The sequence below is a fragment of the Myroides odoratus genome, assembly GCF_001549985.1.
In the GTDB taxonomy this organism is placed as follows: Bacteria; Bacteroidota; Bacteroidia; order Flavobacteriales; family Flavobacteriaceae; genus Flavobacterium; species Flavobacterium odoratum_A.
In genome coordinates, this window is sequence record NZ_LROZ01000030.1 from 1 (window position 1) to 17,723 (window position 17,723).

The window sequence follows — 17,723 nt, forward strand, 5'->3', positions numbered from 1 at the left end:
AATAGGAGGCGAACCTGCTGAACTGAAACATCTAAGTAGGCAGAGGAGAAGAAAACAAAAGTGATTCCGCTAGTAGTGGCGAGCGAACGCGGAATAGCCCAAACCAATGTTGTTACGGCAATATTGGGGTTGTAGGACCACGATATTTCTTGCGGATTGAATTAGAATTACCTGGAAAGGTAAACCGAAGAGGGTGATAGTCCCGTATAAGTAAGAGAAGATAAGGATAGTGGTATCCTGAGTAGGTCGGGGCACGTGAAACCCTGATTGAAACTGGCGGGACCATCCGCTAAGGCTAAATACTCCTGAGAGACCGATAGTGAACCAGTACCGTGAGGGAAAGGTGAAAAGAACCGTGAATAACGGAGTGAAATAGATCCTGAAACCATACGCCTACAAGCGGTCGGAGCCCATTCGTTGGGTGACGGCGTGCCTTTTGCATAATGAGCCTACGAGTTACCGTTGCTGGCGAGGATAAGTGATTAAGTCATGGATCCGTAGCGAAAGCGAGTCTTAATAGGGCGCTTTAGTCAGTAGTGGTAGACGCGAAACCGTGTGATCTACCCATGGGCAGGTTGAAGTTTAGGTAACACTAAATGGAGGACCGAACCGTTTAACGCTGAAAAGTTTTCGGATGACCTGTGGGTAGGGGTGAAAGGCCAATCAAACTCGGAAATAGCTCGTACTCCCCGAAATGCATTTAGGTGCAGCGATGATCATAGTTACTTAGAGGTAGAGCTACTGATTGGATGCGGGGGCTTCACCGCCTACCAATTCCTGACAAACTCCGAATGCTAATTAATGATAATCATCAGTGAGGGCATGGGTGCTAAGGTCCATGTCCGAGAGGGAAAGAACCCAGACCATCAGCTAAGGTCCCCAAATGTATGCTAAGTTGAAAAAACGCGGTTTGATTGCCCAGACAGCTAGGATGTTGGCTTGGAAGCAGCCATTCATTTAAAGAGTGCGTAACAGCTCACTAGTCGAGCGATCGAGCATGGATAATAATCGGGCATAAGTATACTACCGAAGCTATGGATTTACGTTTTAGACGTGAGTGGTAGGGGAGCATTCTATCGACATAGAAGCCGTACTGTGAGGTATGGTGGAGTTTATAGAAAAGAAAATGTAGGCATAAGTAACGATAAGGGGTGCGAGAAACACCCCCGCCGTAAGACTAAGGTTTCCTGAGCTATGCTAATCAGCTTAGGGTTAGTCGGGACCTAAGGCACACCCGAAGGGGGACGTCGATGGCCAACGGGTTAATATTCCCGTACTACTAATAATTGTGATGGAGTGACACAGTGATGAAAGCACCGCGAACTGACGGAATAGTTCGTTGAAGCACGTACCTATATTCCCTATAGTAAAATGCGTAGGGGATGGAGAAATGCGATAGTACTCAGCGTTTTCGAACAACGAGATAGTGTGCCTAAGGGCTGTCAAGAAAAGCTTCTAAACTTAGATTATTAGTACCCGTACCGTAAACCGACACAGGTAGTCGAGGAGAGTATCCTAAGGCGCTCGAGAGATTCATGGCTAAGGAACTAGGCAAAATAGACCTGTAACTTCGGGAGAAAGGTCGCCAGCGCAAGCTGGCCGCAGTGAAAAGGTCCAGGCGACTGTTTATCAAAAACACAGGGCTCTGCAAAATCGTAAGATGAAGTATAGGGCCTGACACCTGCCCGGTGCTGGAAGGTTAAGAGGAGATGTTATTCGCAAGAAGAAGCATTGAATTGAAGCCCCAGTAAACGGCGGCCGTAACTATAACGGTCCTAAGGTAGCGAAATTCCTTGTCGGGTAAGTTCCGACCTGCACGAATGGTGTAACGATCTGGACACTGTCTCAGCCATGAGCTCGGTGAAATTGTAGTATCGGTGAAGATGCCGATTACCCGCAGTGGGACGAAAAGACCCTGTGCACCTTTACTATAGCTTAGTATTGTTCTTGGATAAGTGATGTGTAGGATAGGTGGGAGACTTCGATCCTGCGTCGCCAGGCGTAGGTTAGTCATTGTTGAAATACCACCCTTTGCTTATTTGAGATCTAACTCTGCATTGCAGAGGACATTGCTTGGTGGGTAGTTTGACTGGGGTGGTCGCCTCCAAAAGAGTAACGGAGGCTTCTAAAGGTTCCCTCAGCACGCTTGGTAACCGTGCGTAGAGTGCAATGGCATAAGGGAGCTTGACTGGGAGACTAACAAGTCGATCAGGTACGAAAGTAGAGCATAGTGATCCGGTGGTTCCGCATGGAAGGGCCATCGCTCAAAGGATAAAAGGTACGCCGGGGATAACAGGCTGATCTCCCCCAAGAGCTCATATCGACGGGGGGGTTTGGCACCTCGATGTCGGCTCGTCACATCCTGGGGCTGGAGAAGGTCCCAAGGGTTGGGCTGTTCGCCCATTAAAGTGGCACGCGAGCTGGGTTCAGAACGTCGTGAGACAGTTCGGTCTCTATCTACTGTGGGCGTTAGAAATTTGAGTGGATCTGATTCTAGTACGAGAGGACCGAATTGGACCAACCTCTAGTGCATCTGTTGTCTCGCCAGGGGCATCGCAGAGTAGCTACGTTGGGCAGGGATAAGCGCTGAAAGCATATAAGTGCGAAACCCACCACAAGATGAGATTTCTTTAAAGAGCCGTTGAAGATGACAACGTTGATAGGCTATAGATGTAAAGGCAGTAATGTCATAGTCAAGTAGTACTAATAGCTCGTAAGCTTATGTGTACTCCCTCTACTTTAGAGTAGAGGGAGGGCAACTTTCTAAAATGAAGTAAGTATTTGTTACGTTATAATATACCGAATTAGTTATAGGATCCGCAAGGAATTTATAACAACCGCTTTAGGGTGGTTATTGCGGCGGGGCTCACCTCTTCCCATTTCGAACAGAGAAGTTAAGCCCGCTAGCGCAGATGGTACTGCCACATGGTGGGAGAGTATGTCGTCGCCCTTCTTTTGAAAAGCCTGATTACGTAAGTAGTCAGGCTTTTTTGTTTTATAGCTGTTGGTGAGAAGGTGTGGTGGTGAGCAACTCTCACAAACCTCACAAGTCGGAATTACCTCACCTTCTCACCATCGCCTCGCCTCGCCACTTCACAAAGAGCAAAGCACAGCCCTCACAAAAACAACTTATAAAAAATAATCGCTATATGCGAAAAAAATATTTTTCTTTTTCTAAATGAATAAGATGTTCTAATTTTGTGTCTTAATTTGTGAAATAATCTGTTTATTTGTACGCAATTTGTATAGAGTTAAAGTATGGGGTTTTCTGGAAAAAAAGTTGTTAAACGAATAGCTATTGCCTTAGGGGCTTTGGTTGTTTTTATTTTAGGGTTGATGCTGATTGTACCTGTTTTTTTTAAGGATACAATTAATGATGAGATTAAAAAATTGTTAGCTGATTCAATTGAAGGTGAAGTAGCCTTTGAGGATATCAATGTATCGTTTTTTAAGAATTTCCCTTATCTAACTGCAACTGTTGTAAAGCCTAGTATCGAAGGCGTACAGGTTGATTCTCTGCAACCAATGAAGTTGTTAGAGGCTAAAGAATTAGGACTTGGAATTAATATGATGAGTTTAATGGACTCGAAGATTAGTTTTAATCGTGTGTTCATTGATTCTCCTGTAATTGATTTATTGGTTAATGAGAAAGGTGAAGCAAACTACATGGTCATGAAACCTACAGACGAGGTGGAAGACGATGATAAAGGGTTTGATTTACAGATTGATCGATTGGAAATAAAAAATGCCTTGTTGCGTTATTGCGATGAAGCAGGGAATTTATATTTTTCCGCTGTTAATTTTGATTACTTAGGTAGTGGAAATATGAGTGAAGCGGTGTTTCAGCTGAAGAGTAAAATTCGCATTCACTCGTTTGATTTTAGTTTTGATAATGTATTTTATGTCAAAGAAAAACCAATCCTTGCAGATTTAGAAACTTTAATTGATACGAAGTCATTAACTTTTGAATTTCAGAAAAACAATTTGAAAATTAAGGACTTGTTGGTGAGTTTTATTGGACGCTTTGGTTTTATTGAGAATGGCTATGATATGTTGTTCGATATCAATACGGAACAAGCAAGTTTAAATGAACTTCTTTCTTTGGTGCCACCAGAATACCAATCGTGGTTGGACCAAACCAAATTTGAAGGTGTAGTAGACGGAAAATTCAAGCTGGAAGGAAAGTTCTTAGCTTTAGATACGATTATGCCTTCGATTAACTTGGATTTAGCTATTGCTAATGGAGTTATTCAGCATGGGAATGTAATGGATCCAATTAAAGATTTGGCGTTAAAATTTCAATTTAAAATGCCTTCTTTGGATATGGAGCAAAGTGAAATTTTGATTGATCAACTTGATTTTTCTATTGCGGGGCGTAAAAGTAATTTTACTTTACATACTAAAGGGTTTGAAAAACCAATCGTACAAAGCGCAATGGATTTGAATATGGATTTAGATCTTATTCAACAAGCATTAGGAGTAACTGGGTTCGATTTAAAAGGTGACTTACAGTTGAAAGGTAATGTTGATGGACAATTCGCAAGAGGTGTTGTCGAAACGCGAACGCTTCGTACAGTAAAACGCGATACGGTCATTACGAGTATTCCTACTTTTACTATTGATGGGATGATTCGCAATGGTTACTTTAAATTGGACAGTTTACCACAAGCTTTAAAAGAAATCAGTTTTGACGTTAAAGCAGAAGGACCAACGGAAAAAATTAAAGATATTAAGTTTCGTATTGATAATTTGAACTTATTAGCGATGGATAATTTCGTTAAGGGACATTTTGCAGTAAATAATCTGACTACATATGATGTTGATGCTCGTATAGAAGCGAATGTTGACTTTGAGAATATTAAAGAGTTCATTCCTTTTGATGAAGCTGTATTACGAGGAAATTTAGTGATTGATGGAACTGTAAAAGGAAGCTATGAGCCTAAGCGAAAACGTTTCCCTGTGCTCAATACTGAAATTAAGCTGAATAATGGATATGTACAATTGAAGCGTTTGCCAGAATTGCCTATTGAGGATATTCAGATTCATACGATTATTAAAAGTTCTAGAGGTTCTATTAATGATTTGTCTATTGAGGTCTTGCCAATTAATTTTAAAATAGCAAAAGAACCTTTTCAATTGGCTGCAAGTTTGTACAATCTAAATAATCTGAATTACAATATTCAATCTAAAGGGACGATTAATATTGGAGATATCTATAAGATTTTTAAAGTGGATGGTATAGATGTTCATGGTAAAATTATTACGAGTTTATTCTTAAAAGGGTTGCAAAGTGATGCAATTAAAGGGGATTTTGATAAGTTGAAAAATGGAGGGAAATTTGAAGTGGATAATATCCGTATTCGTTCAGAGATGTTTCCTTACCCCCTGCATATCAAAAAAGGTGTATTCAAGTTCTTTAAAGAAAAAATGGGCTTTGAGAAATTTGTGGCTACCTATGGTAGTTCAGAAATTAATATGAAAGGATACTTGACCAATGTTGTTGACTATATTTTGAAAGAGGATACATTAAGAGGGAAATTTACTTTTGAAAGCCCTTATTTTAATGTAGATGAATTCATGATGTTTGATTCGAAAAGTACTTCTGGGAAAGCAGCAACCGCATCGTCTTCTGGGACAGGAGTGATACAAGTACCTAAAAACTTAAATATTCTTTTTGATGCAACCGCTCAGAAAATAAAGTACACCGAGTATAATTTAGATAACTTTACGGGAAGCTTATTAGTTAATGCAGGAAAGATAGATCTCCAAAATACCAATTTTGGATTGATTGGAACAAAAGTAAGTATGAGTGGTACTTATGAACCTACAGGCTTTAGAAAAGCAAAATTTGATTATGCTATTCAAGCTTCTGAATTTGATATTCAACGCGCGTATAAAGAAATTACGTTATTTAGAGAAATGGTTAGTATGGCTAAAGATGCCTATGGACAGGTATCTTTAGATTATAAATTGAAAGGAGATTTAGACAAAAATATGTTTCCTGTGTTTCGTTCTTTAGTTGGAGGTGGGTCTTTGACCTTAGAAAATATTGAATTCAAAGGATTTAATTTATTTGGAGCCATTGCAAAAGAAACCAATACAAAATCTTTAGAAGAAGGAAAGGCAAAAGATGTTGAAATCAAAACTACAATTCAAGACAACGTTATGACAATTGAACGTACTCGTATGAAGATGGCTGGATTTAGACCGCGATTTGAAGGACAGATTAGTTTGGATGGTGAGATGAATATTGGATTTAGATTGGGATTACCACCGATGGGAATTATTGGAATTCCGATGAAAATTCAAGGTACTTCGGATAATTTTAAAATCAAATTGGGACGTTACAAACCAAGTGAAGTTTTAGGAAGAGCAGCGAATGACGATGAGGAAGATGAAGAGGAACAACCAGAAGCTAGTGAAGTAAATGGGGTAACACCAGAGGGAGAAAGTACAACTCCTGCAGGAGAAACACCCAAAGAAGAAAAACCAAAAGAAGCAGAAGTACCTGCAGCTTAAATATAGAAAGCCAGAGCGTAATCTCTGGCTTTTATTTTTTTTGCTAACGTTAGAAATAGTATTTTTACTCCCTAGATTTCGAAATAAGACCAACATGACAGTAAGTAATTCCTTAACGACAGAAGAATTAGCCTTAATTTTTGAAGGAGATCAAACGCAACCTATGTATGTGTATCAGGATAGCATTCCTGAAGAATTACAAGTGCTTAAAAGCAATTGTGTGGAAATTGACCCTCAAGATAGCAACGTAAAAATGTTAATTGCACGTATGTTTAAAACGGTAACAGATGGCGATCGTGCAGGTGTTGGTATTGCTGCTCCTCAAGTGGGATTAAATAGAAGACTATTCTTAGTTAAGCGTTTTGATAAAGCAAATGAACCCTTTGAGTTTTTTATTAATCCTCAAATTATATGGTATTCTTCTGTATTGCAACAAGGAGAAGAAGGGTGTTTATCTATCGAAGATCGCTATGATGCTGTATACCGTAGTTTAGCTGTTCAAATTACGTATTTTGATTTGGAAGGAAATCACTATCAAGAAGTAGTAGAAGGATATACTGCAGTAATTATACAACACGAATACGATCACTTGAATGGGATTTTATTTACAGATCGAATTGACGAACAAGCACAGCGCCAGTATGAGGATGCAACTTTAGAAACACCTTTGGTGTATGAAGTATAGCTGGTTCAAAATAGTATTGTTGACTTGGTTATTAGGACTAGGAATAGGGGGATTTGCACAAGAGATTCCTAACTATGCTGATGCAACATGGTCTTGTCCAACGGAGAATCAAGAAATTAATGCGCTGTATAAAATGGGTTTTTCTGCTTTAGAAAATGCGGAATACTACAATACGGCAGGAAGAATATTCTTTCAGATTATTCAGCTGGATAAAAGTTTGTGCGATGCTTATTATTATACCGGGATATCTTTGACTAAACAAGATAAAGACGATGCTGCTTATTCTTATTTTTATTATGCGGATAGTTTAGCCACTCAGCCTACTTTGTCGTTTAAAATAGCTCTGGCAGAATCAGCTTTGCGTATTGGAAATATAGGGTTAGCCCGAAAAAAATACGAAGAAATTAAAAGCGACTTTCCCAATAGTCCGGAAGGATATTATGGTTTGAGTTTAACTGCTACTTCTATTGGTGATATAGTAGAAGGATTGGTCAATACAGATCGTACCTTATTAAAATATAAGAATGCAGGTGGTTTAACGCCAACAAGAGAACAAGAAATCTATCTTATTAAAGCAATCCTATTGCGCATGAATACGCAATATGATAAGGCTATTGAATATTTTGAAAAGAGCAAGGAGCATTTTGGTACTACAACAGATTATCTAGCTAATTATGCGTTGACTGCCTATGAATTATATAAACAAACGAAAGAGAATCAATGGAAACAAACAAGCCAACAAGCCTTGCTTCAAATCCAAGATAAAACCACTTTAAAAGATGATTTCTTTCAACAATTTATCTACGATTAACGCGCTAAGTTAATTTTAAACCCCACTCCGCGTATGCTGCTAATTTGTATATTATCATCATCGGATAAATATTTGCGCAGTCGCGTTACAAATACATCTAAACTTCGTCCATTAAAATAATCAGCCGCTTGCCAGAGCTGATTTAAAATTACTTCTCGTTCCAAAATAGATTGGTCGTGTTGGATAAAAAGCAGCAGTAAATCTCTTTCTCTTTCTGTTAGTTGATAAGTCTTCTTTGCATGTTCTAGACGCAATAACGCAGGGTTAAACGTGTAGATTCCCAAGTGATAAACGGTTGACGTTTCAATGGGAGTATGACGCATAATATTGTCAATACGCAGTTTCAATTCTTCAGGATCACAAGTTTTAGCAATATAATCCGCAGCACCTAATTTTAAACCCAGTAGTCGATCAATATTTTGATTTTTAGCCGTCAGGAATAAAAAAGGAATGTTGGGATGATTTTGGTGTATTTCCTTGGCTAAGGTAAAACCATCTTTAACTGGAAGCATAATATCTAAAATGGCCAAATGGAAATGATGCTGTTGCAATAACTCAGCTACCGCTGTGGAAGAGGGAGTCCAAATTACGTTAAAACCACTAATTTCCAGATACTGTTTCACTACGGTGCCATAGTCTATATCATCTTCAACAAGGAGAATATTATGCATAGGGAATACAAATAATAAAGGTTGTTCCTACTTTTAATTTACTATGTACTTGAATATTGCCTTGGTATTTGTCAACGATTTGTTTCACTTGATATAACCCAATACCTAAGCCCAATGTATTGTGTACATTGTTGTGTATAATACGATAGAATTTGCGGAAAATAAGGTTCTGTTCCTTCTTTTCAATTCCGATCCCATTATCAGAAACTTCAATATACAATTTATTTTCTTTGTGTTGAATGGAACAGGTAAGTTGTGTGCCACCATATTTAATTCCATTTTCAATAAGATTCAAGATGATCGTTTCTATTGCTGTTTGAGGCAATTGGATATCTTCTTCTGTCTTCCATGAAATTTTAAAATCAATTCCTTGATTTCGGAGTTTTAAATCCTCAATAAGTTGGATAAAACTTGCCTGACTGAAAGGAAGTTCGTTGGCGTCTACGACTACCCCCAGTTGATTTTGTAACCGTTCTAAGCGATCGATTTGCCTCTGGATTAGTGCTACAGTAGGAGAATCGTATTCTTGTTTTAGGTTGTTACATCCGTATTTTAATGTAGCAATCGGTAGTTTAAATTCATGGGAAACATTGTCAACCATATTATGTAAACTTAAAACTTCTTGTTCCTTCTTCTTAATTGTTTTATACGTAATGAAGTATAGAATTAGAATAAAGATACAGATGAAGAGGGAAGTTAATAGTAAGGGCGCAAGTTCACGCAACGCAATACTATTGAAATTGAGAACTTCAATATACTTTTCCTGTTTTACAATAAAGTGATTGGAATAATCTTCAGGGCAATCTAAACAAGTTTCATCGGATTTGTTTTTGCTGCTTTCTTCAACTTCCCATTCAGAAGAATTCACGCGATGGGCATGTCTAATTTTTTGCTCTGTTTCTAAGATTGTAACCGGAGCGTTTAGGACATTTTCTTTGGTGGAATTGAGAATGACATGAGTCAAATCAATTCGATAAGCCATTTTATAACCTAAATCAGCAAAAGCACTATCTATTTTCTGCGTAGCATCTTTGCTCGTAGACTCAAAATAAGAAGCATGTTGCTCCTGAATTTCTTCTATGGTAGCTTTTTTTTGAAGTAGGTCTAATACAGCATGATAAAGTACATTATCCTTTTTCTTTGTTTTTTTCTCAAAAGCAAGAAGGCCTTCTATTTCATCAATTCTATCATGGGCAATCTTGTGAATCTCTTTTCTTTTCAAATCCAGTACTTGAAGAAAATAGAAGATCATTATTCCAATCAAAAAAAGATAGAATAAACTAAAGGCGATGAGATAATACTTTGGTTTAGAATACTTCATAGGTACAAATTTAGGCTAAAAATATGGATAACAATTGCTCCAATAGCCATTAACCGTTCGTTAACCGTTCATTAACCCGTATCCAATTCCTTTTGCCTCATCTTTGCTTGAAAATAAAAAGTATATGATACGTATTGTTGTATTGTTTTTCCTCTTGATGATGAGCATACTTGTTCAGGGACAGTCATCTACAGTTTTGCGCAAAGGTAAAGTAGTCGATGCTAAACAAGAGGAATTAGCTTTTGTTACCGTGTTATTAAAAGATGAGGAAGGACGTGTTGTTACTTCTTTTTATACGGATGACAAGGGAGAATATCAAGTGGATTCAAAAGAAAATTTCAGCGTAATTGAATTTCAGTATGTTGGTTTTCAATCCCAAGCATTTCCTTTAATAGAAGGATTACCCGCGATTGTACATTTAGTAGAAGATAATGCCCTTTTGGAGGAAGTCGTTATCACGGCAAAAAGACCAACAATCAAGCGCGAAATCGATCGTTTGGTATTCAATGTACAAGATACACCTCTAGCTACAACAAATGCCTGGGATATTGTCAAACAAACCCCAGGCGTCAATGCAATAGGAGATAATTTGAGCATCAGAGGCAGTCAAAGTATTTTGGTGACCATTAACGATAAGAAAGTGATGCTTTCAGGAGATCAATTAAAATCCTTGTTAGAAGGGACCGATGGTACACAAGTAGAGGCAATTGAAGTAATTACAAATCCTCCAGCAAAATATGAAGCTCAAGGAAATGCAGTGCTCAATATTAAGTTAAAAAAGAATAACCTATTCGGATATAAAGGAAGTATTGGAGAGCGTTTCAAGCAAACGACCTATGCCTATAATACGCTGAGTACACAACATACCTATACAGGAGAAAAAATCAATGTTTCGGGGAGTTATTCTTTTGGCAATGGTACTGGAGTACGCTACAATGAAGATAATGTATTTTATGAAAATGGAGAGCGATGGAGTAGTGTGATGACGCGTAAAAACAACATAAAAGGACAACATAGTTTTCAAGCGGAGATGGATATCAAAGTAGATACTACCTTGACACTTACATTTGGTGGAAATGGTTATATCAATGAAAAGAGTAAGGGAGATTATGAGATTCCTACCTCAATTTATAACCCAGAGAATATAATTGAATCTTCATACGTTACGTTCAACAAGAAACGATCGAACATGGATACTTATACGGGATATGCATTGGTAGAAAAGAAATTCAGTCCTTCGAAAAATTTACTATGGTCCTCTTATTTTACGTATGATAATGAGAAGGATAACCAAGATGTACTGACGAAATTAAATTTCAAAGATCAACCCGAAGATCAGCGTTTCTTTGGTACAAAGGATAGACAACGTACGCGTTTGGCTGTTTCAGGTATTGACTATAGTGTAGACAAGGAATCAACGAAATGGGAATTGGGAGGAAAGTACAGCATTGTACAAGCTACATATTTGTTAGACTTTTTTGATGGAGAGGAAGGGAATTTTTCCCATAATCCAGAAAAAAGTAATGTTTTTAATTACCAGGAAATTAATTGGGCAGGCTATACCTCTTGGACAAAACAGTGGAAGAAATGGCAAGCAAAAGTGGGAGTAAGAGGAGAGTATACGGGAATTCAAACCAGAAGTACAGGAATGGGGGCCAATAATCAATCGTATTTTAAATTATTTCCTACGGCTTATTTAAAGTATGATCTCACAGATCAGCAGCAATTGAGTTTTTCATATAGTAAGCGCATTGATCGTCCATCTTATTCGTGGATGAATCCAGCAAAAAGTTACTATAATTTGTTCTCTTACTTTCAGGGAGATCCTGATTTGAAAGCAGCGATTAGTCATAATTTTAGTTTGAACTACACCTTTGATCAATTGAATATTGAATTCTTTTACAATAAAGAAATTCATCCATCCATGGAAATTTCATATCAAGAAGATGCAACGAATATGTTGATTTATCACTATACCAATATTGATAAACGCCAATTGATGGGAATGATTGCCAACTATTCCTATCAAATTTTACCCCGTTGGTCTGTTAGTTCGTTTATCTATCTCCAACAACAAGAAGATTATTTCTATGGGGTAGATAAAGAGTTACATAAAAATGATGCTTTTGTCTTTGGAGGTCGATTGAATACAACGGTTAATCTGGATAAAGAAAATAATTGGAAGGCCATGTTGACTTATAATTTTTACACGCCAACGGTACAAGGTTCTTTCAGAATTAGCGGCTATCAACGCACCGATTTTATTATGAGTCGAGAATTTAACCAAAAGAAATGGTCTGCTAATTTATATGTCTATAATATATTTGGAAGCGATCGACAGATTATTAAAACACAATATGCTAATCAGTATAATTATTTCAAAGATTATATGGATACACAAGGAGTTGCCATTGGATTACGCTATAATTTGGGTAACCAAAAGGTAAAATACAGCAGTAAAGAACTGGATATGCAAGAAAAAGATCGCTTGTAAAATTGAATTAGTAAGATAAGAAGGAAAGTCGTTAAGGCTTTCCTTTTTTTATGTTGTTTTATTTGAGTTGATTTATGAAAAATACAAAGAACTTTATTTGTGTAATTGTTAAAATAGATTTCAGTTAGTTATTTCGTAGCTTTGTATTGAAAAATAGAACGCTATGGAATTTGATTACTTTGACCAGATTCGAAAAATACGAACTGGGATTCGCTTTTATAGTGAATTGTTAATAGAAGCTTCTTGGAATGTATGGAATATCAAAACACGTGTTGGGATTTTTTTCTTTTCCTTGCTCCTTGCTTTTCTCTGTACTTATTTCTTAACGCCAGATGTTTTTTCTGAGGCACAGAAGTATACTTTTTTTATTCTGATATTCTCGATTTTACTCTGGGCAACTGAGGCGATTCCTCCTTTTGCTGTAGGAATCATGATTATTGGTTTCTTAGTCTATACGATGGGAAATATTGAAGGTGCCACCATCTCTCCACAAGAGATTTCCTCTACGTGGTCTGATAGTGTGATCTGGATTTTCTTAGGAGGTTTTTTCCTCAGTGAAGGAATGCGAAAAACCAACCTCGACTTATCTTTATTTAAAAAGACCATTGCGATATTTGGTTCTAATCCCAATAAATTAGTACTGGGAATTATTTTGGTGACGTCTGTATTATCTCTTATTATTTCAAATACTGCTACGGCAGCAATGGTGTTAGCTTCGGTTATGCCTTTAATTGAAAGAGAAGGAAAAGATTCGCCTATGTCTAAGGCCATTTTAATTAGTATTCCTGCTGCCGCAACTTTTGCAGGAATGATTAGTATGGTTTCGACACCTCCTAATTTAATCGTTGTGGATGTATTGAAAACCAAAGGTTTTACCGTGAATTTTACGCAATGGTTATTTTTAGGATTAGTTCCTGCTGTTATTCTATTAGCCGGATTTTGGTGGGCGGTAGTAAAAAAATATACTTCAAAAGTGAAAGGTTTAGATGTGTCTTTTGCCAATCAGGCGCTGGAAATGACTAACAGTATGCGCTTACAGCGTTTAGCTGTCATTGTAATCTTAGTGATAACAGTAGGCATGTGGATGTTTGGAACAAAGTATCATATTCCTACGGCAGGGGCAGCCATGTTACCTATTATGTTTTTACCCATGTTAGGGATCATTACAGCAGAAGATGTACGTAAATTACCTTGGGATACCTTAATGCTTGTAGCAGGTGGTTTATCACTGGGGATTGCAATTAAAGAGTTGTTAGCTCCCTATTATTCCCAGTTTTTAGCAGGTGCAGAATTTAATGTGGTGGTTATGATGATCGTCTTTGCTGTTATCACAGTTTTATTTTCCAATATCATGAGTAGTACTGCAACGGCAACGATTTTAATTAATATTGCTGCCATTGTATTGCCTAGTAATCAATTATTACCTGTTGGATTAGTTGTGGGACTTTGTGCGTCTTGTGGATTGTTTTTACCAGTTTCTACACCGCCCAATGCTATTGTCTTCGGTACAGGGATGTTGAAACAAAAAGATTTTAGATTAGGAGGTATGTTTGGTGCTTTTGTAGGAACAATTGTTATTATTCTATGGGTGTTATTCCTACAAGAATTCACTACTTTTTTTGAGTATTTAAAGTAAATAGGAACTTCCTATTTTTTCGTCTGATTCCAAAAGGAAAAGGGAAGATTTAAATCTAGTCGCTACGAGGAGATAGATTCAATTATTTGTATAAAAAAACGTAGGTAATTAAGCGATTATGTATTCAAAACAAAGTTGAGGTGCGTTGTTCCTTGATTTCGGTTTGATTCTTGTTGTGGTGTATCAAAAAGTATGAAACAACAAAACGCCCCTTCGCCTTCTGTTTCTGAATTCATCGTTTGTTCAGGTGCTCAATGTGCGTGTACAGGAAATCCCTCACTTTTTCCTGAATTGCGGATTAGTACGCATAAAAAGTATTATGCGAATGCGGTTGATAAACTCATTGCGACTATTGAAGACACTCAATTTGTCGAAGGACCTTCTCCTTTTAAAACGTGTAAGCACAAAAAAGGGTACGATAAAAGCTGTCTGTATCAACCTCTTGGTTTTTGGAAGGTCGAAGCCAATGCGCATTTTCCTTCTCTTGGAGAACGGGATATCTTAACTGAAACAGGTACGCTACAATGTGTAATAGGCGGTATAATCTCCATTCATCACCATGGTCAAGTTATTACGGCGGAGGAAGACCAAGAGCAACAAGAAACAGAAACAGCAGAAGAAGAAAACACTTGTGATGATTTAATTGAAGAAAAAGTTGGTGAAGCTAGTAGTCTTCAAACGCTCCGCTATGTTTCCAATGTCGATAGTATAACGTTAGTGAATTTAGACGAACTCCATTGGGGTGCGCTTAGTCCAGAAAATCCTCGTGCTTTGCGTGTGGGCCTTGGAGAAGAAATGATATTTAGAGCGAGTACACCTTTAGGAGAAGACAAGCAGTACATCAGCTGGAGCGTCACACAGTCTTGTGGTGATTCGAGCCTTTTCGAAGCAGGAAAAACGGGTCAGACTTTTCACGTTCAAACAACGGCAGAAAACGTCAATTACCAAGCACATCCCACCACCCATCGTGCTTTTAGCTGGGAACCTACTCAGACGGGTGTTTATCTTATATCTGCTGCACGAACGCCAAAAGAAGAGGCGACAAAAACATATTACGGCACTTTTTACTACTATATCGAAGTGGTCAATCAGGCCGTTCTTACCTTGTTGGAATTGAATCAACCCCCAACATTAACGCGCGTTGTTGGAGATCAAGTAAAGATTACACTGCATAGTACCATTCGCTTGTCACAGGAACGAGTCGATCAACTGCGAATCAAAGTTCGCGTAAAAGAAGGAGATTCACATACCCAAACCGCTGTTGTTTTCTGCTCAGCAGGTAAGCATCCATTTACTCAAGTCGGTACTGTCATTCAAGCAGTGTATACCTGCACCAATACCCATACCTATCAAGTGGAGGTTTGGGAAAATTCAAAGCGCAGCTTTGCAATCCCGCCTCAATATTTTCAGATATACGCCAATGCAGTACTCTCGATTTCTCCACAGGTAGAACGGATTCGCTTTGGTAGTCGGATTACATTTACAGCTGAGCTTCAAAACAAGCAAACTATCAATCCAACACAGGTTAAATGGTTGATACAATCTCCAGGTAGTAAGCAATTTCAACAGCATTTTATACGTCATACAACAGTGACTCTAGATTTTACTGCGGAAGGTACCTATGTTATTGCGTGTGTATATGGCAATTTTTGGACAGGAAAAGACAAAGCGACACAAACCATTCAAGTCATGGCTAATCAACTCGAACAGTTGACACTAAGCCCAAGCCATGCCTCTTCGACAACTGTTCAAAAGACTCAAAACCAAGTTTATCGAGTTTACCGTCAAGCTATTGTGACGCTTACTTTGGAAACAACTTTAGGGTATCAATCTCCAACAGCAGATGTATATGTGGAAGCTCATGAGTTACACCAACCAAATGTGTTTCAACGATTGCTTCACTATGTGTTCCCTGAAAAAGAAAATCAACCAGCTTCTATTATTCACGCCAATGTTGACGGTGAAATACGCTATATGCTAACTTATGTCAAAGGGCCTAAAAAGCAGGCGGGTTTTGACTTGTCTATGTATTATGCCAATCCAAAACTTCAACAAGCCATTCAGCGCGATTTGAAGGAACTGCAAGCAACTGAATCAGCAGATACGCTTGCCAATCAATCCTTAGAAGCGATTGAAATCTATCCTATTCACACCCAAACCGAGGGTATTGTATTGCAGTCTAACCTAGCTACGCTGGATCTTCAATTGGAAGAAGTTGGTTTGTACCGCTTGGAGGTGCTATTCAATAACCAAACGTATACTCATGAAATTGAGTGTATAGAAGGAAAAGTGAACCGCTGGGAATTTGTCAATGCGTTGGATCAACATCAGCCTACTTTAAGTTTCAATGAAGACTTTGCTATTGCATTGGAAATTACAGGTTTTGAGGATCAATCAGCGACAATTTGTTATTGGTATGATTCTCGCAATCGAGAACGAGATGTATTAGAATTGTTTCGCGATACGGTTGATTTTGACAGCCAAGGGAAAGGTACGCATGTGGTAAAAAGCTTCTCTGATTTTTGGAAGACTTTCGCTTGTCAGGTTCCAGAAGGTCAAGGGGAAGAATACGCGATCTTTTTTACCCTTTCAGAAGAAATTGGACTATCGAATGTCAAAAGGGAATTATTCGATAAAAAGGAAGCCCTTTTTGGTCATGTTTTTCCAGTGGATACGGTGAATACTTATGCGTATATTCTGAAGAAATACCGTATTGAAGCCTATTTTAACACGGCTAATCACCGCCGTTTGATTCGCCCCATACTGTACAAAGAACCCATTGAAATTGAAGTAGTACGCATACTGGGGCGCTATGATCAGGATGAAATCTTACCTGATACCTTGACGGTAACCCTATATGAAAATACCAATCAAAGCTTTTTAAAGTTGGAATTTAAAGATCGAAAGGCTACCTCATTTTCTCTTGCTTTTCCCAAAGGGCAACATACAATTTATCATCCCTTAGATACGGGGGATGAATTGATCTACAAAGGGAATACTCATAAAAAAGACAAGGGATTGGCAAGTACCCCTCGTGTGTTTTATTTAGGAATTAGCTATGAAGCCAAAACCAAAGGACCGTTGTATAACCAAAACCCATATACCGTAAAGAAAACAGCTGTGGAGGTATTATTTCCTAAAGGATATGAGCGAAATCGAGCTAATGATCACTTACTGATGCAGCCCTTTCAACCGGAAATAGAAGAAGGATTGCCTCGTACAGAGGCTCAAAAACGAGCGAAAGAAAATCTTCTTCGCCTAGCGACCTATCACAAGGACAATAAATTGGGCTACCTCTACCTGCATCAGCTTAAACTGGTTGAAAAATTTGTGTTTAGCCAAACTTTTAAGGAACACAGTATACCAATTGTCGTGGAGCGTAGACCGCAGGATAAAAAGGAGGTTGTACCTGATTCCCATTCCGATTGTCCAAGATGTAAGGCTCCTGTAACAAGCGCCCAATTGCTCCAGATATTTCCAGGATCAGATGCAGCTGTCCTGGAAGCCATTGCAAAAGCCTATACTGATTATATGACGGTTTTTGAAATGAATACTTGTTGGAATAAAGCGCATTTTTTTGCACAAG

At 38.2% G+C, this 17,723-nt stretch carries 8 protein-coding genes and 2 rRNA genes; 8 read left to right on the forward strand and 2 right to left on the reverse strand.

Going from position 1 to position 17,723, the window contains the following annotated elements; genetic code table 11:
• From AWV75_RS17755 to AWV75_RS17775, 5 genes are all read left to right on the forward strand, one after another.
• Nucleotides 1-2,728, forward strand: a 23S ribosomal RNA gene (locus AWV75_RS17755); the annotation flags it as partial.
• A gap of 115 nt (nt 2,729-2,843) precedes the next feature.
• Nucleotides 2,844-2,953: ribosomal RNA gene (gene rrf, locus AWV75_RS17760) — 5S ribosomal RNA — on the forward strand.
• A 305-nt stretch (nt 2,954-3,258) separates the two neighbouring features.
• Nucleotides 3,259-6,519, forward strand: coding sequence for an AsmA-like C-terminal region-containing protein (locus AWV75_RS17765; RefSeq protein ID WP_060875616.1), 3,261 nt, complete (start codon nt 3,259-3,261; stop codon nt 6,517-6,519).
• 94 nt (nt 6,520-6,613) lie between these two features.
• Nucleotides 6,614-7,204 (forward strand): peptide deformylase, encoded by a 591-nt coding sequence (gene def, locus AWV75_RS17770; protein ID WP_060875617.1) that lies wholly within the window; start codon nt 6,614-6,616, stop codon nt 7,202-7,204.
• Nucleotides 7,194-8,015: a tetratricopeptide repeat protein gene (locus tag AWV75_RS17775; protein WP_060875618.1), complete on the forward strand. Its 822-nt coding sequence runs from the start codon at nt 7,194-7,196 to the stop codon at nt 8,013-8,015. The genes def and AWV75_RS17775 overlap by 11 nt, the downstream gene beginning before the upstream one ends.
• Here the strand turns inward: AWV75_RS17775 and AWV75_RS17780 are convergent.
• Both AWV75_RS17780 and AWV75_RS17785 read right to left on the reverse strand, forming a co-directional pair.
• Complete coding sequence (locus AWV75_RS17780) at nt 8,012-8,686, reverse strand: response regulator transcription factor (protein WP_060875619.1); 675 nt, start codon at nt 8,684-8,686, stop codon at nt 8,012-8,014. The two genes, AWV75_RS17775 and AWV75_RS17780, sit on opposite strands and share 4 nt — an antisense overlap.
• Complete coding sequence (locus AWV75_RS17785) at nt 8,679-10,007, reverse strand: sensor histidine kinase (protein WP_060875620.1); 1,329 nt, start codon at nt 10,005-10,007, stop codon at nt 8,679-8,681. The genes AWV75_RS17780 and AWV75_RS17785 overlap by 8 nt, the downstream gene beginning before the upstream one ends.
• Nucleotides 10,008-10,131: 124 nt before the next feature.
• On the opposite strand from AWV75_RS17785, the gene AWV75_RS17790 reads away from it, so the two are divergent.
• The 3 genes from AWV75_RS17790 to AWV75_RS17800 all read left to right on the forward strand — a co-directional run.
• A complete protein-coding gene (locus AWV75_RS17790; protein ID WP_060875621.1) occupies nt 10,132-12,501 on the forward strand; it encodes an outer membrane beta-barrel family protein in 2,370 nt (789 codons plus the stop codon).
• Nucleotides 12,502-12,664: 163 nt separating this feature from the next.
• Nucleotides 12,665-14,137: an SLC13 family permease gene (locus tag AWV75_RS17795; RefSeq protein WP_060875622.1), complete on the forward strand. Its 1,473-nt coding sequence runs from the start codon at nt 12,665-12,667 to the stop codon at nt 14,135-14,137.
• Nucleotides 14,138-14,329: 192 nt separating this feature from the next.
• The coding region (locus AWV75_RS17800; RefSeq protein WP_060875623.1) for a DUF4280 domain-containing protein at nt 14,330-17,723 on the forward strand (3,394 nt) is incomplete at its 3' end.

Bases quoted from the DNA above. Each gene is read 5' to 3' on its own strand.
- AWV75_RS17780 (WP_060875619.1), bottom strand. From the start codon at position 8,686: ATGCATAATATTCTCCTTGTTGAAGATGATATAGACTATGGCACCGTA.
- AWV75_RS17775 (WP_060875618.1), top strand. From the start codon at position 7,194: ATGAAGTATAGCTGGTTCAAAATAGTATTGTTGACTTGGTTATTAGGA.
- AWV75_RS17790 (WP_060875621.1), top strand. From the start codon at position 10,132: ATGATACGTATTGTTGTATTGTTTTTCCTCTTGATGATGAGCATACTT.
- AWV75_RS17795 (WP_060875622.1), top strand. From the start codon at position 12,665: ATGGAATTTGATTACTTTGACCAGATTCGAAAAATACGAACTGGGATT.
- AWV75_RS17785 (WP_060875620.1), bottom strand. From the start codon at position 10,007: ATGAAGTATTCTAAACCAAAGTATTATCTCATCGCCTTTAGTTTATTC.
- def (WP_060875617.1), top strand. From the start codon at position 6,614: ATGACAGTAAGTAATTCCTTAACGACAGAAGAATTAGCCTTAATTTTT.
- AWV75_RS17765 (WP_060875616.1), top strand. From the start codon at position 3,259: ATGGGGTTTTCTGGAAAAAAAGTTGTTAAACGAATAGCTATTGCCTTA.